Below are 18,145 nucleotides of genomic sequence, written 5' to 3'. Positions count from 1 at the left end.
GTTTTGCGAATATGGTGGATAAAATTGCTTGACGGTTGGGCTCGTTGACAGGAGCGCGCGTTAAGGCGGCGCAATCACACCGATATGCTCACCAGAAGACGGGTGCGCGAGCTGTACCGGTAGAACTTCAAAACTGACGGCATTTAACTTGGACCGCCGGGCTTTGATGCCATGGCCGACGGCTTCCTTTGTGTCCTCAGGGACCAGCTTCTCCAATTCGGTTTTGGCAAGTTCGTGATCTCCGTGAGCTTCGCGAGTCCGGAGATAGGTTGCTGCAAGCTCGACCCAGGAATTGGATGCGGTCATATCGACAATTTTGATCGCTTCCAGCCGTGGGCGGGGCGTTTCAATATCGAACAACACCGGCGGCTCGCCGGTCTGAACGCAGCGCCTGAATTTCTTCTCGGCCGTCAGAAGAAGGTGTTGGTAGAGCGGATCGGCGTAGATGGTTACCTCGACCCACTTGCCACAACCGGTAATGATGGAGAGGACCGCCGAACGCGCGGCGATCACCCACATATTGTGTTGAAGCTGAGCCATGTATTTGTTGGCCGCGGCTTCTTCGGAGAAGTCCGAGGGCAGCATAAACTTAGCTTCATACACCGCGCCGGTTTGTTGAACGCGGCCGGCGAGCGTCGCACCCATCCATTTGTGGATCGGATGTCTGACCTTTCGTTGGACATCTTGGACTGTGTGGCCACTCGTACGCTCGTACCACGTCCGGTTTAGGTCCTCGGTGACGGTGCCGAGCTGGACAACCAGATCATTGCTGAGGTCCAGCGGAAGGACCTCCCCGCGCTTTTCACGCCAAAGCCTGATCAGCTTGTCATGGTCATCTCCCATAATAATTAGGGCATCGGATCCTCCGATAAACCCAATTCGCGACTTCCATTGCTCTGTGCGGCCGACCATCGGTGATACCATCTAAAAACGACATATACGACTATAATGGATATTTTGGACAAATCAATCGCTTTTCGACATATACCTCCAGAGGTGGTCGAAAATGATTTCTCCAATGCAGTGTCGTGCCGCGCGTGGTCTCCTAGATTGGAGCCAACAGGATCTCGCAGATCGTGCGAAGGTCGGGATCGTGACTGTCAGGCAACTTGAGGCCGGAAGTCATGAACCACGGCGTTCCACCCTCCAGGTCGTGAGATTGGCCTTCGAAGCGGCGGGAGTGCTGTTCATCGAGGAGAACGGCGAGGGACCGGGCGTCCGGCTGCGCAAGCTGACGCCCTAACTTGCCTGGGCTAGGCTAAGTGATCCTGCCCAGCAATCCGTGAACATCGTCATTGAGCAGCCGGGACGGATACGCGACTTCGTTTACGAAGACGCTTTCAAACACGTCGGTGACGTCGAAGCGGCGGACTTCAGGATGGGAAGCATTGCGATCGAAGTGCGGGATGTCGCCGCGCGTGTTTGCTGCCATCGTCATCGAAGAACTTTGATGCCGCGTCCCGCCCTTAAGGTTGATCGGTGAGGTTAATCGCAGCCGCCGTTTGTCGCGGTCCTGCCGGTCCGGTATGTCGGCAGCCGGCAGGGTCAACATGCTCGATAGAACACAAAAAAATTTCAAGCTAAGCGGCGAGGCATCGCAGATCAGAAATTACATCCTGCCCATCGCGTTTCTTGGGGTTGCCGGATTCGCGATGATTGTGTGGATCGGCGGACTTTTGTGGGCGAGTTGGCGCCTGGTGACGTGGATATTCTCATGAGACCCGAGACGGGCATGGCTGAATTCGAGGGTCTCTCCGACCATTTCATCCTGCGGATGTACGAGTTCATTCGGGACGAGGTCCGGGCCGATGTGTCCTCCGGCACCCGTCTTGTAGGGCGGCCGGCAAGGGATCGCGCGGAGCGGCTGTTGCACGAGATCAACCGTCGCGGCCTCCATTGCCGACCGATCGAATGGCCTGCAAGCGAACGGGAATGACCGATGATGCGAAGCCGCCGCTGGACCCCTGAAAGATGACCGCAAGCTGATCGTACTCGCGGCACGCGGCGTCCCAACACCACGGCTTGTTTGGCAGCATGGGTCTTGATGGCAGTCCATTCATGGTCCGCGAGTTCGTACCCCGGATTCAGGCTGCCAGTTTGGGAGCTTGAATCACAAGAGCCTGGCCGATCACAACGTTTCTGGCTCGACCTTGGGATCGACACCTACGAGCTGAGCTGGACATCAACCTGCCGACGATCCGGATGAGATCGTCAAAAATGACCCTCAGGGGATTGGGCGACTAAGGTGTCATTTGGCGTGGGTCGGACGCCGATCGGCGTCGGGGTCGCTGTTCTCGCACTAATATAATCAAGGCTTTAGATCCGCGCGTGAGCTGATTGAGAGGTGAAAGTTTGATCGGTATTCACACCTAGGCGGGCCGTTCGCTACCCTTCAGAGACTATTCGACGGGTGTGCACCTCGTCGCGATCACCTTGACGTCCATTCCCTCAGTCTCCTGCCGCCTCTGTGCTATGGACGCCGAATTCCGATGCATCTCGAAGGCGGCATCATCTTGGTAGACTTCGTAGAGGAGCACCCTCGAATCGTCGTCGCGAGGAAGCGCCACTTCGAACTGAAGGGTGCCGGGCTCATCTTTGAGGCAACGGGCCCGATGCGCCATAAGTAGCGGCACGACCTGGTCCCGCTTGCCGGCTGCGACTTCGATAGTTCCCATGATTGCAAGTTTGGACATAGTTGCTGTTCCTTTCCTTGGATGAACGATCGCGCTTAGTGTCGCAGCGCAGCCTTCTATGCTCGCGGCGAACAGTGGGGTTTCGCTCTTGTTGTGAGCGATGGACGCAGGCTGGCGCAGGGCGCGAAACTACTCGAATGGAATCCCTTGCCGCTCCAGCAGCGACATGAATTCGCCGGTTCCACGCCCAGTCACTGAAACTCGACCACTTCAGGCCGCGTTCCCCAGCCGAGGTGTGAACTGACTAACAATCCCACCGCCGATCTCGTGTAATAAGCATGCTCTCAAGGGCGCGGCCGCTTGATATTAAATGTTGTAGAGGCTTGCAATTGCAGCGCTTTTGCTGTCGGATCATGTGATTTCGTCTAAGTGGAGCTGTTCCGTGGTCCGATTAAGAAGCTCGGCGGCTGGGCACATTGTCTGTGCAATTGCATTTTTCTTTGTTGGCCTTGGCGCCTTCCCCGGTTCTCCGTCGGGCGCGACTACCGACATGGACGATGATGCAGTCGTGGCAAATAATCTTGCGGGCCTCCTACGTGCGGCGCGCCAGGTCATTTCCAACAATCAAGCGCTCATCAATGACCCGAACATCGGCGACAAGGGCCTCACCGGTCGGGTCGTGCTGCGGCAGAGCCTGGATTTGTACAAGAAGACTTCGGCGATCGATCCCGAGACCGTCGATCCGGCAACGCGCGTCGGAAAGCTTTTGCATGCGCAGATGGATGCTATCATCGAAGCGACGGACGCAAACCAGGCGACGATCAACGCAAAGGGGGTGGGCTTCAAGGCATTTATTCCCGCAGTGTTTGCAAGGCTTGTCAACGAAGCGTTCGCAACCCGGGCCAAAGAAATTGCGCAGATCAAGGTAACCGCCCCCGAGCAACTCGTGCGCAACCGCAAGGCGCGACCCGATGAGTGGGAGGCGGATGTGATCCGCAACAAATTGCTGCAGGCGGACTGGCCACGCGGGCAAGCCTATTCCGCGACGGTGAGCACCAATGGCCGAGGGGCGTTTCGTATGATGATGCCCGAATATTATGCGAACTCCTGTCTCAGCTGCCACGGGTCGCCGCAGGGGCAGATGGATATCACAGGGTATCCGAAGGAGGGCGGTAAGGAAGGCGATCTCGGCGCCGTCATCAGCATCACATTGTTTAAATAGGTGCGAGCGGACCATGACCGTTCCCTCCGACCGCGCCTTAGGTAATCTCACGCAGGCAGGAGGACGCGACGAAAGCCGCAGGCATGGATGGATGGACCTGCTATCACGGCTGACCATTCGTACGCGCCTAATCACACTATCAGGCGTGTTGCTGTGTCTGCTGGTGGCCACCAATCTGTACCTTCTCCGCACGCTCGCGCACAATTCAGCGGCTGTGACGACCGAGGGCGAGCTGAGCGCGATCATCGACTCGGCGAACGGGAGCCGTATCGCCTTTGGCGAGATGCGGTACTGGATGACGGATCTGGCGGTCAGCCTCCTTACCGTCTCTGAACGCAACGCCGCGAGCGCGCGCGGTCGCATGGACGGTTATCTTGATCGACTTGACCGGCTCAAGCCCGAGTTGGTGGCAGCCGTCCGTGCCGAGCGTGACAAATTCGAGAGCGTTGCGAGCCGGGCGGTCGACAAATACACCAGCGATCAGCGTATTATCGGCAACTCCCTCCTGGCGGAAGCTCGCAACCACAGCATCAGAGTTGACGAGCTCTTAAGTTCGCTGATCAGTGAACTGCGTGGCGAGCTCAATGCGCAACGCGCGCAGATCATTACCGACGTCTCGTCGGCAACCCGCGGGACGATGATCGCCGACGTCTTGATTCTTGCAATCGGCGTTCTGTTGACGCTGTTGATCCTGCGTTCCATCGCGGTCCCCTTGCGCCATCTGATCGGTGCCATCGACGGCCTCAACGCCGGCGACGTTTCGGTGCCGATCCCGCCAGCCGGTCCCGATGAGATCGGCGCGATGGCCAGGACGCTGACGCTGTTTCGGGCCAGTCTTGCAGAGCGCAAGCGTTTCGCGGCGGAAGCTGAGACGCAACGCAAAACGATCGCCGCCGCGATTGCGACCATATCGGAGGGCTTCGTTCTTTACGATGCGGAGGACCGCATCGTCCTGTTCAACGAGCAATTCCGCTCTATTTATCCGGGTCTTTCGGATATTCTCACGGTGGGCACCAGTTTCAGGCAAATTCTGGACGCCGTTGTTGACCGGTCCCTCGTCGATCTCGGAGGCAAAAGTGCCCAGACATGGATTGCCGAGCGGATGGCGCAGCACCGGCAGCCCAACGGTTTCGCGGAATACAGCTATGGAAAGCGATACATCCGCATCAGCGAACGCCGCATCCAGGGAGGCGGGACGGTCGCAGTCTATTCGGACATCACGGAATTGCGTCAACGCAATATGGAACTTGAGCAGGCGCGCGAATTGTCAGAGGTCGCCAATCAGGCCAAGAGCCAGTTCCTTGCCAACATGAGCCACGAATTGCGAACGCCTCTCAACGCAATCATTGGCTACAGCGAAATCCTGCAAGAAGATGCAGCCGACAACGACCAGGAACAACTGGTGCCGGATCTGAAGAAGATTGAGGGCGCGGGGCGTCATCTGCTTGGTCTGATCAACGATATCCTCGATCTCTCGAAGATCGAAGCCGGCAAGATGGAGCTTTTCCTCGAGCCAATCGATGTCTCGGCGCTTGTCGAGGAAGTCCGGGCCATCATCTCCCCGCTCATCGTCAAAAATGGCAATTCGTTCGACATTCTCCTGGCGGACGATATCGGCGCCGTACGGACTGACCGAACCAAGCTGAAGCAAAGTCTGCTTAACGTGCTGAGCAACGCCAACAAGTTCACCGAAAAGGGCAGGTTGACTCTGGTGGTCAAGCGCCTTGCCGAAAGCCGATCGCTCCACATCGCGATCTCGGATACCGGCATCGGAATGTCGCAGGAGCAGCTTAGTCGCTTGTTTCAGGCGTTCAGTCAGGCCGATGCCTCGACCACCAAGAAATTTGGGGGCACCGGCCTGGGGCTCGCGATTACTAGGCATTTCTGCCGGCTGCTGGGTGGCGACATCACGGTTGACAGCGAGGTCAACAAGGGGTCGACATTTACGATCCTGCTTCCCGAGATAGCCGAAGACCTGCCCCCGACGACAGTTCTGCCCGGTCCTGACTCAGGTTTGGCGATGGTGGAGATCGACGGCAGCGCCATCACGGTGCTTGTCGTCGACGACGATCAGGCGGCGCGCGACTTGCTCACGAGCAATCTGAAGCGCGAGGGGTATCAGGTGATTCCTGCACGCAATGGCGAAGAGGCGTTATATCTGGCCCGCGAATTGCGCCCAGATGCGATTACGCTCGACGTGCTGATGCCGACGACCGACGGGTGGGCCGTCCTGACCAGCCTTAAGGCCGACCCGGATCTCCGTCACATCCCGGTCATCATGGTCACGGTTGCGCCGGATCGCGGCATCGGCCTTTCGCTGGGCGCGGCCGATGTCATGACCAAACCGGTTGATCGCCAGGCGCTGTCCGCGCGGCTGCGCGAACTGGTCCCGCACGAAGGACCGATCCTTATGGTCGAGGACGATGAAGCAACACGCCAGACCATTCGCCACACGCTCGCGAAGTTTGAGATTCCCCTTGTCGAGGTTACGAACGGCCGGCTTGCGCTCGACTGGCTCGCCAAAAATCCGTCTCCCGCGCTGATCCTTCTTGATCTCATGATGCCCGAGATGGATGGATTCGAGTTTCTCGATGCTTTTGATCGCCATGCCGAGTGGCGTCATGTGCCTGTCGTGGTGATTACGGCGAAGCAATTGTCGGCGGAGGAGCGCGATCTTCTGGTTCGCCGGGCGCAGACGATTATCGAGAAGCGGACATCGATCGACACGGATATAGCCACTGCGATCAGCAACGCGGTGGGGAGGCGAGTTCCGCCGCTGGCGACGATGTGACGGCATGACCTGATGGCGGAAAAAATGGCCAAGATACTGCTAGTTGAAGATAATGAGATGAACCGGGACATGCTCTCTCGTCGTCTTGTCCGCAAGGGATTCGAGGTAGTGATGGCGGTCGACGGTGGCGAGGCAGTCCACATGGCTGAGAGCGAACAACCAGACCTGATTCTGATGGACATGAGCCTCCCCGTTGTCGACGGCTGGGAGGCAACTCGGCAGGTTAAGGCATCCGCGACGACGGGGCATATCCCGATTATTGCGCTGACGGCCCATGCGATGTCCGGCGACAAGGAGAAGGCCCTTGGGGCGGGTTGCAACGACTACGATACCAAGCCCATCGAAATGTCGCGTTTGCTGGAAAAAATAGAAGCTCTGTTGCCGCCAAGTTGATGGCATGACCGCTCGTCCCACTACAGGCGAACCAGATCCCCGCTTCGACCGTGCGCTTGAGGCATTCGTCCGGCAAGAATTCAACATTTCGACTCAGGTCATTATCGAGATTGCTGAGCTCCTGATGGATGACGCGCGCCGCGACCATGACGATGCGCTGGTCGCGGATCTTGCACGCATTCGCACCGCAGGACTTTCGCTCCAGCAAGAACTTCATCGGCTCGTCGCGTCGACCCTCAAAGGGTCTACCGCTGCCGAGCCTGATCTGGTGCAGTTCAAGGCCAAGCTTCGCCACGATTTGCGAACGCCCTTGAATGCGGTCAAGGGATACAGCGAACTGATCATTGAGGATGCGCGCGAGAACGGCCGCGAACAACTGCTCAACGACGCCGGGAAGATGGTCTCTGCTGCCGAGCAATTGCTGAAGCAGGTCGATCGGCTGGTGGCGATGACCGACTCAGGCGCAATCGGGATGCGCGACAGTCTGCCACTTTTCGTCGCGTCGCAGCAGGACCTCGTCGGCCAGGTTATCGCGTCGATCGGTCCGGCCCGCAGCCGCCCTCAATCGCAACCGAGTCGCATTCTCGTCGTTGATGACATCCTGGCCAATCGCGAATTGCTGTCCCGCAGGCTCAGCCGCGATGGTCACGTTGTCTGCATGGTCGATGGGGGGGCGAGTGCGCTCGACTTGCTAGCACAGACGCCGTTCGATCTGGTGTTGCTGGACCTGATGATGCCGGATATGAACGGCTTTGAAGTCCTGCTGCGCTTGAAAGAGGATCCGGCGCTGCGGAATATTCCCGTCATCATGATATCGGCACTCGACGAGATCGACAGTACCGTTCGCTGCATCGAAGCGGGTGCCGAGGACTACATTCCGAAACCCTTCAATCCCGTGCTGCTGACTGCACGCATCGAAGCGACTCTCGAGCGAAAGCGGCTACGCGATCGCGAACAGGCTTTCACTGACCAGTTGCGGATTGAGAAAAGCAAATCTGACGCGCTGTTGCTGAACATTCTGCCAGCAGGCGTTGTGGACCGCATGCGACTAGGCGAGGTGGCGATCGCGGACCGATTCCCGGATGCGACGATCCTTTTTGCGGACTTGGTTGGCTTTACCAGCTTGGCCAGCGGCTCTTCGCCCGCGCGGATTATTGAAATTCTTAATCACCTGTTCTCCGCTTTCGATGCTTTGGCGAAGTCGCTGAACCTCGAGAAGATAAAAACCATCGGTGACGCCTACTTGCTCGCGGGTGGCCTTCCTGATGCGCGGCCTAATCATGCGATTGCGGTGGCGGACATGGCACTCGGTATGATCGACATCGTTCGCGAGACCGGCAAGCAGTTCGGAATAGCGCTGTCATCCCGAATTGGAATTCATTCCGGCGATGTGGTGGCCGGCATCATTGGCCAGCACCGGTTTATCTACGACGTCTGGGGCGACACCGTTAATCTGGCGAGCCGGCTTGAATCGACAAGCCAGCCCGACCATATCCAAATCTCGGAGGCCACCTACGAAAGAGTTGCGGGAGTGTTTCACTGCGAACCGCGAGGGCAGATCGAAGTTAAAGGCAAGGGGCTCCTCTTAACCTTTTTTCTCAGATCACGGATCTAAAGCGTGTGGCAGTGATCTGTCGCCCTTCTTCGGCGGCAGAGGTTGGAAGTGGCGTGGGTCGAATTACTGGGCGATAATGAACCCTTGCTGCAATTGCCTCACCCGTACCGCCGAATGCCTTTTCGGCACGTTCTAGCCGTTGCGCTCGACGCGCAGGCGATAGCCGTCATATTTGATCTCGTGAATCCAGTCGGGGCCGTCGGGCACGGTCTTGGCGGCGGTGGGCAGGCAGAACTCGAACGCGGTGGGCATGATCCTGAGATAGGCGAGGTCATTGGCAATGCGAGTCAATGGTTGCTAGCGCTCGCCCGTAAATTTACGGGTTGCCCACCGACATTGAACCTTTACCAATCTATGGTGAACTTATTAGATACCGGGGTTTTGCATCATCCCCCTCGGGGCTGGAAAGCCGCCGCTCGCGTTCATTTAAGCGAGCGGCGTCTTTGCTATTGAAAACGAAAGCCTCAGGCGGGGACTGGACCGGCTTTCGCGAGCGGGGCGGGGGCGGAGCTGCAACGCCAGAATCCTAGCGTCATAATACTTTGACGGACATGTGCCAAATCGTCGGTCCTGGGATTTCAGTGCCCAGACCGGAATGCACGAACACGTCCGCGAGCGACCATATTGCGCTTGCGTGGCGTTCTTTGTTCTCGTTGTGCTTTGAGGTTGGTGCATGTTCAGTGCGGAAACGACTGCTCTGCTCAGAGCGGTGCTTGAGGAAGTTTGCGAGAACATTCCGGTCAATGAGACCGGCGCCAGGACTCACGTCGCGTCGAAGATCCTGGAGGCGGCGGCTCAAGGGGAGCTTTCGACAGATGCCCTGAAAGCGGCGGGACGCAGAGCCCTGAATCCTCCTGCCATGTGGTAACGATGATCTTCCCGATCAGAGTCCGCCGTTCACGCTAACGGGCCATTCAGTGGACGCCTTCCACACGTGAGGCGGCCTTCAATGCGGCGTCGATGGTCTCGACGTGTGGCCTAGGAAGAAGCCAGTCCTTGTGCCGATTGGGCGCGGACACTCTGGTGACAAGCCACAAAGTGCTAGCGCAACTGGCGCATTGGTAGAGTTTCAGCTCGAAGCCCTTGGCGACAGGAAAAAGCGCCTTGAGCAGTCGAGGCTGACTGCAAATCATGCATCCGGCTTCGCCGTGCACGCTAGCCCCCACAGAAGCAATTCCGGCAGCTACGATTAAAGCCTGAGTCTAGATCTAGAGGCAAGCGTTGTGATCAGATCACGGGAACCGTTTCAAGTTTCGCCAGAGAGCTCCTGATGCTAAGTTCGATTCTCCGATCGGTGCCCGCCGATCGCAATAATCTGGCTTACCAACTCCCGTCGGCTTCCAGGTCGGCGGGTTTTTCCTTTTGCTGCAGATCGTTGGCAGCGCGCTTGGGTCTGATCTCGGCTAAGGTAGCCAACTGCACGTTCGCCTAGAACAAGAGCCGACCAGGTCGTTGCCGACCGAAATCAACGTGACATTTTGGCCCTTCATGCCATTTTTTTGCAGTCCACCTGGGAGGGCTGAATAGCGGCCTTTTGCATTCATTTTTTGTACTGTTTGCTGCGCAACGCTGGGAGGGCAATCAGCTAAGGCGGCAGTTGGAGCAATCATGAATGCCAATAATAGAAATCTGATCAAGCGGCGGTTTCCCATTTTACTCCCCAAAAGGTTTTGGCCGTAACGTTATACAACCATGACATAGGAGATTAGTCGAGCGGCTCCGAATTCCTAATTGCAGGTCTCGGCAGGATGGCACGTTCTGTGCTGTTGCTGCCTGCGATTATGATCGCCCCCGCATGCCGCATGCCCTGCAGACGAACCGCGGCTCATGCTGTGAAAGCCGGATCTCGTCCTGCCATCAGCCGACGTACTCAGCTGCGAACTTCACGTTGTGGTTGCAGCCTGATCCTGGCAGAACACGATCAGATCGCGCACGCCCTCACGATCAAGAAGCTCCGGCAAGAGCAGTTCGGACAGTCCTCCGAGCGAGGCGCATTGCTGGACCAGCTCGAGCTGCAACTCGCCGACCTGGAGGAGAACGCAGCGCAAATTGATACCGCAGCGCAGGTGGCAGCCGAGAAGATTGCGGTGCCATCGTTCGAGCGCCGCAGGCCGGCGCGCCGGCCGCTGCCGGAGCATTTGCCTCGGGAGCGCATTGTCTATCCGGTGCCTGCGAGCTGTCCGTGCTGCGGCGACAACCGATTGCGCAAGATCGGCGAGGATGTGACCGAGATGCTGGAGCTCATTCCGCGCCAATGGAAGGTGATCCAGCACGTGCGGGAGAAGCTCGTCTGCCGGGCCTGCGAAGCGATTACCCAGCCGCCGGCCCCCTCGCATCCGATTGCGCGCGGGCGTGCAGGGCCCAAGCTGCTGGCCCATGTTCTCTTTGCCAAGTACGGCCTGCACCTACCGCTCAATCGTCAGAGCGACGTCTACCACCGTGAAGGCATCGACCTCGAGGTATCTACGTTGGCGGACTGGGTGGGTGCCTCCGCGGCAACCTTGACGCCTCTGGTTGACGTGATCCGGAGCCATGTCTTTGCAGCCGAGCGCATCCACGCCGACGACACCACGGTGCCGGTCCTGGCCAAGGGTAAGACCAGGACCGGCCGGCTCTGGACCTACGTACGCGACGATCGCCCGTTTGCTGGGCGGGATCCGCCGGCGGCCGTATTCTTCTACTCGCCTGATCGTGGCGGTGAGCATCTGGCGGGCTATGCCCGACTGATGCAGGCCGACGCGTATGCCGGCTTCAGCAGGCTTTACGAGCCCAATCGCAAAGGCGGCCCGATCATCGAGGCCGCGTGTTGGGCGCACGGTAGGCGCAAGTTCTTTGATCTGGCACGGCTCACCAAGGCGCCGATCGCGGCCGAAGCGGTCAAGCGCATCGATGTCCTGTTCGCTATCGAGCGTGAGATCAACGGTCTTGCTGCACAGGATCGATTGCGGGTGCGCCAGGAACGTAGCCGCCCACTGCTCGTCGAGCTGGAAGCGTGGCTGCGCGAACAGCGCGCCAAGCTCTCCAGGAGCAACGATACGGCCAAGGCGATCAATTACTGCCTCAGCCGGTGGGATGCATTTACCCGCTTTCTCGACGATGGACGGCTTTGCATGTCGAACAACGCCGCCGAACGCGAGCTACGGGCGGTCGCCGTAGGAAGAAGAAACTGGACCTTCGCCGGCTCCGATGAGGGCGGCCGGCGTGCAGCTGCGATCTACACCCTCGTTGCCAGCGCCAAGCTCAACGACATCGATCCACAGGCTTGGCTCGCCGACGTGCTGGCCCGCCTACCGGATCACCCTGCCAAGCGCATCCACCAACTCCTGCCTTGGAACTGGCGCCGTCAGAACCACGCTCACGCGGCTTGAGCGGAGTCAGCCATCCGCCTAGCTAAGCGACCCGAGCCTCGGGATTGCAGGGCAGCAGACCAACTCCTACCGGTACGCCGGACGCTCTTCGGTGCAGCGGAGATAGGTGGTCTCGTCAGGATCCCTCGGATCCGCCCAGTCGGCCTTGGAGCGCTCGCAGGCGGCGACATCTCCGCCAAATTCCGTCAGGATCGCCTCGTGGACTTCCGGGCGATTGTAAGCGAGCCAAGCCAGCCCGTCCGCCGGGTCAATATGGTACTCGGGCTCTAACGGCGCACCGTCAATGCCGTCGTGGGTCCGTGCCCAGACCAGGGTATCGTAGAGCTCGGTGTAGCCGTCGAATTCAATTACCCCCTTGGCAGCCTTTTCGGCCGGCTTGCCGCTCCACTTCTTGTCGACGAGCCTGCGGATATCATTGAGTCCCGCCATCTCGAACCATGGCGAGGCGTCGAACCGGACAGCGCGGTAGCCGGGAGCATTGAAGTAGGCGCGGATCATAGAAAGCTCCTGGGGCTTCTCCGGGAGGGGCTTCTCCGGGCGATTATCGCTGCCTGATAGCATGGCGCAAGTAGTCATCGCATCCGGGTGCCGCGCGTCCCGTTCCGTCCAAAGGGGACCTAGCCAAGGGCCGTCGCCGGACGGGTACCATCGTGCCTCGATGAGACGAATTCGACGTGCCTCCAAGATACTGGCGACCGCGTTCTTGACTGTGAGCCACCTCGGACGTGACGGTCAGCACCACGATAGCAAGACCCACCGGCAATGGAGTGTTGGCGAGGGGACATTCCGGGGGGACATTTGCGGGACAAAGCGACATCGCGCCTCGACAGACGAATTAGAATTGTCCCAAGACACTGACAAGACTGCGAGCTACCTGGGTTCGGGAGTTTGCCGTTTGTCGACGGCATGGGCAGAGGCATCGTTTTTAGGGACATCGACAGACGATTAAGGTTCTCCCCGATGGGAGACGTGGGATGCCCTTCGGCAAGCGCGTCCAGCCGGACCGCAGCAAGATCAACATGAGCGACGATTACGAGGTCAAATACTGGACCCACGAACTCGGCATAACGAAGAGCAGGCTGCAGCACCTTGTTGATAAAATCGGCAACTCCGCTGCAGCGGTCCGCAATGAATTGTCGAGGTAGCGATTGAAGCACGAAGATCGCGAACAACTGCTCCTATCCGCGATCCCTAATAGCAATCGAACTAAGGCAGTGGGCGGGGATCCGTGACGCGACTCTTATGCCACCGATTGGAGTGAGCCATCCATCTGGAAATCGGCTCACCGTCGCGGTGGCGTCCGCCGGCTTCTGCGCCGGCCCAAGCTGCTACAGCGCCGAACAATAAAGCCGCAGCAGTCGAGAAGGCGAGGATGATGCTTGCCGCGCGAGCCCTTGAGATCGCCGTCTTGGCATTGGCTAGAGCGGTGTCTACTCGCTTCTCCGCATCGGCTGGTGAAAGCGCGGTTAGCGCGGAGACCTGCTGAACAAGATAAGCCCTATCCTCGGGGAGCACACCAGTGTGGCTCGAAGCGGTTGCCAAAAGCCGCGCCGCTTCAGCGCGCTCGCCTGTCAGATCAACGTTCTGCGGCCGTCTTGGAGCGCGGAAGAGATGATCCAGCTCGTAGCTCAGCACGGACGGCTCGGTGGCAGAGGGCGGCTGCGTTGTTGATGACGGCCGAGTTGCGACGCCAGCGATCAAGGCGGTCAGAACAGCTCCTATCAAGACTGCGAGCGCCCATGCAGCGACCCCATGCAATCCGTCGCGCGTCTTAATATCATCGGTTGCGGACGAGTAGGGTGGTCGAACACGCCCGGCGAAATAGCCGCCGCAGCCAAAACTGATCAGGGACTGAAAGATCAAGTAAACACCTGACAGCAGCCATAGAGCAACTGAGGCATCCCTCCAGGTTGGCGCGGCGGAGGCCATGCCAAGCCCAAGCGCCGTCCCAAATGAAACCAAAATCAGCGAGAGCGCCGTTGCGACGAAGGCGCCGACAACGATGGGTGTCCACTGAAGACCCCAAGGCTTCGGAAGTCCGGTTGCAGGCATTGTCTCGGTTTCGATCGTGGCGAGCGGTTCAATGGTCATTGAGACTTACCGAAGACCGAGCAGCGACAAGATGAACATGACGATAACGATCAAGCCAACGAGATAAATGATTCCGTCCATGCGGAGTCCTCCTCTTCGCGATGTCAATGCCAATCGGGCTTAGGGGTTCCTCCACGGAGCGCGCGATCTCCATGAGAGACGAAGACGGGATACAGGAATACAAGTTAGCGCAGCTTATGCCCCCGGAAGGCGCCAGCCGGTTACAGCAGATAGCGGTGCTCGAAATTGCACAAGCCCAAGCGCAGTTGCTGCGAGTTGCATTTGTACGAAAAACCTTGCTTGCAACGCTGGGTCTGCAGTCGCCGTCCCTGGAACAGGTGCGGCGCCTGGCGGCATTGGAACGCTATGACTGCCGAGCCCGTAGGCAACGCCGTCGAGCGGCAGACATGCTTCAGCACACCGACGCCACGGGAGGGTAGACTTTCGGTCTAAGTCGCGCGCCAGCAGCACGACGTGTGAGCGCACTTGGTGAATTGCAGGCTGCCAATGCATAATACCCTCGCTTGCTGGTCTAGTCTGAAGCCCGCAACAGAGCCGGCTTTTTTCCGGTTGAGCCGAAATCAGAGGAGCCGGGCCGCGATCGCCGCTGCGCCGAAACATGCGGCAGCAATGATCCCGGAAAAGAACAGCGCAATTTTCAATTCCTGCGATCGCATTTGGGTGCTCCAACATGATAGGCCGCGACCGTGGGACGACCGCTGGTTTTCAACATTGAAGGATGCACCACGGTTCCTACTCTTCGCCAATGGCACGACGGCGGGTCAAAGAACTGAAAACCCTCACCGCACGAATTGCTCCAGATCGCGCGTCATCTTTTTGCACCTGTCGTTTGGTCGCAAGAAGCTCACCAAGATATCGGCTCCGTTCACCCCCTCGAACTGACATCGGCGATAAGCAAGGCCTGTGGAAGAGAGGAGGAGGAAGAACTCCTTCAAAGCGAGCCCTTCGATCGACGCTTCGGCGAGAAGCGTCGCACCGTCCTGAGAGATGTCCTTGATTGTGCACGGGCGCTGCCAGGTCCCATCGATCGCCATCATTTGAGCAGGTAACGGTCGCTCAAAGGCGACCCTTTGCGGCGGGTCTCTGTTCGGCATTGTCTCCTCCGCCATCAGCTTTGCAGAGAATTGCTAAGAGTTTGTCGATCGGAAAACGTGCCCTTGTGTGCACTTTTGAACCCAGCCGCTCACATGCATAGACCAAATGTTGAACGCTCAGTTAGGCGTCCCGCTGGTCCTCGATGAAGCGGAAGGTCATGTCGGGTTCCGGCAAAGATCGCGATCGACTTTTTGAGAATGTCGCGCTCCATGCACAAGCACTTGAACCAAGTTTCACGCCTAACGGCTGGCTTCGACGTCGCAGCTCCCATGCCAAGGGGGGACGCTCACCCGTATCGATAGTTCATACTACGGGGCCCGCTGACGAACGCGCCCAATGATGCAAACAGTTAGCGGCACGATACGGCATAGAGATCGGCGACGCCATGTGAGTAACCCGACGACCTGGGAGCCGGCGGGTAAAAAGATTGCGCCAAATTACCCGGACAAGTGTGTGCATCCCGATGACGACCCCTTGAAACCGCTATGACTTTGGAACCGTGGCCTGCGCCCCGCTTTGGGACAATGACCGCACCGCTATGTTGATCGTCGGTGCCACGGGAAGCGCCGAAGCTTGCTTCGGTCCGGCGGTTCCGAAGGATCTCGCCGTGAGCCATCGGAGCATAAAATGCCAAAAGAAAACGATTTGGAAGGCCGCCAGGACATGGGCGGCAAACATGGCGGACAAGCGGGCATGCCGAGGCCTGAGAGTCGATCAGGGGCCCAGCAAGGAATTGTACGCGACGACCGAGGCCAAGAGCAACCAGCGGACAAAGATCGTGCTCAACAACCCAGCCGAACGGATCGCGGCGGCGATCCTCCCGGAGATACGTGACTGCGAACGACCGCAGGCGTTCGCTGAAGAGACAAGCTCCTGCGGCCGGCACCGCGACGTTCCGCGCGATCTGCACGGCACGATAAGTTGCTAACATGGAGCCTCCAGCGGAAGCCACCCCCCGGCGCCGCCTTTCCTCACTCAGTCCAAGCTGCATTAGGGACCTGGCGGTTTCATTTTCGGAACTTGCGAAAAGGACTCGCGTCGGGAACGAAGCTCGGTTAGAAGCGTCCTTACCGGGGCTGGCTGCATATTTTACTTGGATCTTTTTTACCCGGTTTCATTTTGATCATGCGCGGGCCGCAACGATTTCGTGTCGTTGCGGCCTTCGTATTTCTCGATCCGAGAACCAAAGAAATTGCCGCCGACCTGGTGAGCCGACGAGTCCAGCCAACGTGAACCGGCGGCCCCGCTGCATCGGGCAACTACAATCCGCGCGCGGTGGGAACTGCTGCGCGCCGCAGTGCTTGTTCTGCTGCTGGCTCGCCGCCGAGCTGGCGGAGCGGTCCCGGCCTCCAGCCCCCCAAAAGCCCCCCAGCCGGGGCCGTCTCTCCGCTGTGGGTAGGACACGAGAGTCAAGCCCGGAGGCGGCGCGCGTGGTATTCGTCTGTTCAGACTGCCCTGCGCCTTACAGGGCACTTCATTCGCGCATCCGCCAAAGGCATGTTCGGTGCAAAGCCCGCTATTGGCCGATCCTGGAATGAGATTGGAAGCTATGATTTAGTCCGCTGGCGATCGCTGACGCGAAGTGAGATGAACGATCCTAAGCGCGCGCGGCCCAAGCGCTTCAAATAACTAAAAAGCCCCGGTTAACCGGGGCTTTTGCGCCTTAGTCATTGTCGTGATGAATGACGGTTTTTTCTCGATTGCCGTCACTGTCTTCCTTCTTGATGACGGTCTTACTCTCAGTCGTGGGCTCGCGCTCCTTCACGACCGTGGTGTGATCACGCTCGACTGGGCGATCACGGGTCTCGCCGACCGTGACGCCTGCACCAACCGGACCCGCCCGGACCCCTATCTCTTCCGCGAATGCGGGCGCGGCGACAGCGCTAACAAGCGCGGCAACAAACAAAAACTTCCTCATCGTTCTGCTCCAAGCTACGTTGTAGATGAAAGCAAACGGGCGGATGCGACAAATCGTTCCAGCCTGAACTACGTTGCAACATCCGCTCCCATCCAGCCAGTTCGGACGCAAATTCTATCGGCAGCCGGCCCATGCTAGACCTACCCAGATTGTGGCTTCTGAAGCCTTTGATGGAACGAATGTTCACTTTGTCACTTATAGAATGGCGCCTCTTTGTGGAAATCGCCGTGAACAACGAATTTAAGAACGAAGTTTTTTCCAGCTACGACCCCGGCCGCGTCGGATCCTGCAACCTGTGTGGAAAGAAGCTCGCACACGTTCGGGCTATGCTTGACCCCGTTACCGGGAGAACAGTGCGTATGTTCAGGTGCGAATGTGCGAGCAGGCCTGGTGCGAAGAACACGATCAACCTCCCCACCTTCGGCACGCCTATCCAGCGCAATGACGAGGCTGCTGTCTACCTCGCTACCCTTTTGCAGGCGGACTCGGAGGCGGAAGGCCGTAGTCTTGCGCCCGTTTGGCTGCAAGCTTCCGATAGGCTCTTGCTTGTTGCAAAAGCTGCTCTTTGAACACCGAATCCGGCTCAGCGGCCGCCATCTGTTCAAGCTGGACTGCGCGCTCAAGATATTCGGTTAGCAACTTCATAGGAACGCCCCCGCGTTTGCGGACATTCCTACACTCCAGTGATTCTCCGGACAACGACGATTCCGGTGACAAAGCCCTCAGGGAAAAGGCGCCTCCACTTTCCCCTCGACGTTTTGGGAATTAGAAAGAAGGGCCGCCAAGGGCCCGCAATGGCGGCCCTTTCGCGAAATCGGAACTTCGGCAATCAAAAGAGCATTGACTTGGGAACCGATATGGACGCACCCGGTACAGGCATTTTCGGTTTAATGCCTCTCCAAGTCTGGCGCCGAACCGCCTAGTCTCCGCTTGCGCGCAGGAGGTGATGGCACGGTTCGACCGTTCCAACTCAGACCCGACACGCGTCATATCTGTCT

Annotated in this window: 20 protein-coding genes; 12 read left to right on the top strand and 8 right to left on the bottom strand. The window is 58.6% G+C overall.

The window, feature by feature from the left end; genetic code table 11:
* Window positions 1-60: 60 nt before the first annotated feature.
* Window positions 61-912 carry a YqaJ viral recombinase family protein gene (locus IC761_RS27620; protein WP_195799833.1) on the bottom strand — a complete coding sequence of 284 codons (852 nt, stop codon included), beginning with the start codon at window positions 910-912 and terminating at the stop codon, window positions 61-63.
* 94 nt (window positions 913-1,006) lie between these two features.
* On the opposite strand from IC761_RS27620, the gene IC761_RS27615 reads away from it, so the two are divergent.
* A complete protein-coding gene (locus IC761_RS27615) occupies window positions 1,007-1,243 on the top strand; it encodes a helix-turn-helix domain-containing protein (RefSeq protein WP_195799832.1) in 237 nt (78 codons plus the stop codon).
* 15 nt (window positions 1,244-1,258) lie between these two features.
* Here the strand turns inward: IC761_RS27615 and IC761_RS27610 are convergent, their stop codons facing one another.
* The gene (locus IC761_RS27610; RefSeq protein WP_195799831.1) at window positions 1,259-1,552 is read right to left on the bottom strand and encodes a hypothetical protein; all 294 of its coding nucleotides are present in this window, start codon (window positions 1,550-1,552) and stop codon (window positions 1,259-1,261) included.
* A 162-nt stretch (window positions 1,553-1,714) separates the two neighbouring features.
* Between IC761_RS27610 and IC761_RS27605 the strand changes: the two genes are divergently transcribed.
* Window positions 1,715-1,936: a hypothetical protein gene (locus IC761_RS27605; protein ID WP_246791335.1), complete on the top strand. Its 222-nt coding sequence runs from the start codon at window positions 1,715-1,717 to the stop codon at window positions 1,934-1,936.
* A gap of 463 nt (window positions 1,937-2,399) precedes the next feature.
* Here IC761_RS27605 and IC761_RS27600 read toward each other — a convergent pair whose 3' ends face one another.
* Window positions 2,400-2,693 carry a putative quinol monooxygenase gene (locus IC761_RS27600; RefSeq protein WP_195799830.1) on the bottom strand — a complete coding sequence of 98 codons (294 nt, stop codon included), beginning with the start codon at window positions 2,691-2,693 and terminating at the stop codon, window positions 2,400-2,402.
* A gap of 490 nt (window positions 2,694-3,183) precedes the next feature.
* Here IC761_RS27600 and IC761_RS27595 point away from each other — a divergent pair, with 490 nt between their 5' ends.
* From IC761_RS27595 to IC761_RS27580, 4 genes are read left to right on the top strand one after another with little or no spacing between them, the layout of a single operon-like run.
* Window positions 3,184-3,855, top strand: a complete 672-nt coding sequence (locus tag IC761_RS27595) for a Tll0287-like domain-containing protein (protein ID WP_195799829.1) — start codon at window positions 3,184-3,186, stop codon at window positions 3,853-3,855.
* Window positions 3,856-3,868: 13 nt separating this feature from the next.
* Window positions 3,869-6,646, top strand: a complete 2,778-nt coding sequence (locus IC761_RS27590) for a response regulator (protein ID WP_195799828.1) — start codon at window positions 3,869-3,871, stop codon at window positions 6,644-6,646.
* Window positions 6,647-6,670: 24 nt separating this feature from the next.
* On the top strand, window positions 6,671-7,039 hold the full coding sequence (locus IC761_RS27585) for a response regulator (RefSeq protein WP_195799827.1): 369 nt from the start codon (window positions 6,671-6,673) through the stop codon (window positions 7,037-7,039).
* Between the two features lie 4 nt (window positions 7,040-7,043).
* A complete protein-coding gene (locus IC761_RS27580; protein ID WP_195799826.1) occupies window positions 7,044-8,654 on the top strand; it encodes an adenylate/guanylate cyclase domain-containing protein in 1,611 nt (536 codons plus the stop codon).
* Between the two features lie 132 nt (window positions 8,655-8,786).
* On the opposite strand, the gene IC761_RS27575 is transcribed toward IC761_RS27580, so the two are convergent.
* The gene (locus tag IC761_RS27575) at window positions 8,787-8,945 is read right to left on the bottom strand and encodes a hypothetical protein (RefSeq protein WP_438265057.1); all 159 of its coding nucleotides are present in this window, start codon (window positions 8,943-8,945) and stop codon (window positions 8,787-8,789) included.
* Between the two features lie 382 nt (window positions 8,946-9,327).
* On the opposite strand from IC761_RS27575, the gene IC761_RS35955 reads away from it, so the two are divergent.
* A complete protein-coding gene (locus IC761_RS35955) occupies window positions 9,328-9,522 on the top strand; it encodes a hypothetical protein (RefSeq protein WP_246791334.1) in 195 nt (64 codons plus the stop codon).
* A gap of 913 nt (window positions 9,523-10,435) precedes the next feature.
* Entirely contained in the window at window positions 10,436-12,022 is a 1,587-nt protein-coding gene (gene tnpC, locus IC761_RS27570) for an IS66 family transposase (protein WP_438265151.1), read from the top strand.
* A 66-nt stretch (window positions 12,023-12,088) separates the two neighbouring features.
* On the opposite strand, the gene IC761_RS27565 is transcribed toward tnpC, so the two are convergent.
* Window positions 12,089-12,520: a hypothetical protein gene (locus IC761_RS27565; protein ID WP_195799825.1), complete on the bottom strand. Its 432-nt coding sequence runs from the start codon at window positions 12,518-12,520 to the stop codon at window positions 12,089-12,091.
* 476 nt (window positions 12,521-12,996) lie between these two features.
* Here IC761_RS27565 and IC761_RS27560 point away from each other — a divergent pair, with 476 nt between their 5' ends.
* Window positions 12,997-13,167, top strand: a complete 171-nt coding sequence (locus tag IC761_RS27560) for a DUF3606 domain-containing protein (protein WP_195799824.1) — start codon at window positions 12,997-12,999, stop codon at window positions 13,165-13,167.
* A 61-nt stretch (window positions 13,168-13,228) separates the two neighbouring features.
* On the opposite strand, the gene IC761_RS27555 is transcribed toward IC761_RS27560, so the two are convergent.
* Window positions 13,229-14,113 (bottom strand): hypothetical protein, encoded by an 885-nt coding sequence (locus IC761_RS27555; RefSeq protein WP_246791333.1) that lies wholly within the window; start codon window positions 14,111-14,113, stop codon window positions 13,229-13,231.
* Between the two features lie 152 nt (window positions 14,114-14,265).
* On the opposite strand from IC761_RS27555, the gene IC761_RS27550 reads away from it, so the two are divergent.
* Window positions 14,266-14,553 carry a hypothetical protein gene (locus IC761_RS27550; protein WP_195799823.1) on the top strand — a complete coding sequence of 96 codons (288 nt, stop codon included), beginning with the start codon at window positions 14,266-14,268 and terminating at the stop codon, window positions 14,551-14,553.
* Window positions 14,554-14,913: 360 nt separating this feature from the next.
* Here IC761_RS27550 and IC761_RS27545 read toward each other — a convergent pair whose 3' ends face one another.
* Entirely contained in the window at window positions 14,914-15,228 is a 315-nt protein-coding gene (locus IC761_RS27545) for a PilZ domain-containing protein (protein ID WP_438265056.1), read from the bottom strand.
* Window positions 15,229-15,767: 539 nt separating this feature from the next.
* Between IC761_RS27545 and IC761_RS27540 the strand changes: the two genes are divergently transcribed.
* Window positions 15,768-16,157, top strand: coding sequence for a hypothetical protein (locus IC761_RS27540; RefSeq protein ID WP_195799821.1), 390 nt, complete (start codon window positions 15,768-15,770; stop codon window positions 16,155-16,157).
* 735 nt (window positions 16,158-16,892) lie between these two features.
* On the opposite strand, the gene IC761_RS27535 is transcribed toward IC761_RS27540, so the two are convergent.
* Window positions 16,893-17,147, bottom strand: a complete 255-nt coding sequence (locus tag IC761_RS27535) for a hypothetical protein (protein WP_195799820.1) — start codon at window positions 17,145-17,147, stop codon at window positions 16,893-16,895.
* 170 nt (window positions 17,148-17,317) lie between these two features.
* On the opposite strand from IC761_RS27535, the gene IC761_RS27530 reads away from it, so the two are divergent.
* Entirely contained in the window at window positions 17,318-17,716 is a 399-nt protein-coding gene (locus tag IC761_RS27530; RefSeq protein ID WP_195799819.1) for a hypothetical protein, read from the top strand.
* Window positions 17,717-18,145: the final 429 nt, after the last annotated feature.

The sequence above is a fragment of the Bradyrhizobium commune genome (genome assembly GCF_015624505.1).
Classification (GTDB): domain Bacteria; phylum Pseudomonadota; class Alphaproteobacteria; order Rhizobiales; family Xanthobacteraceae; genus Bradyrhizobium; species Bradyrhizobium commune.
This window is presented reverse-complemented; position numbering and strand designations above follow the sequence as displayed.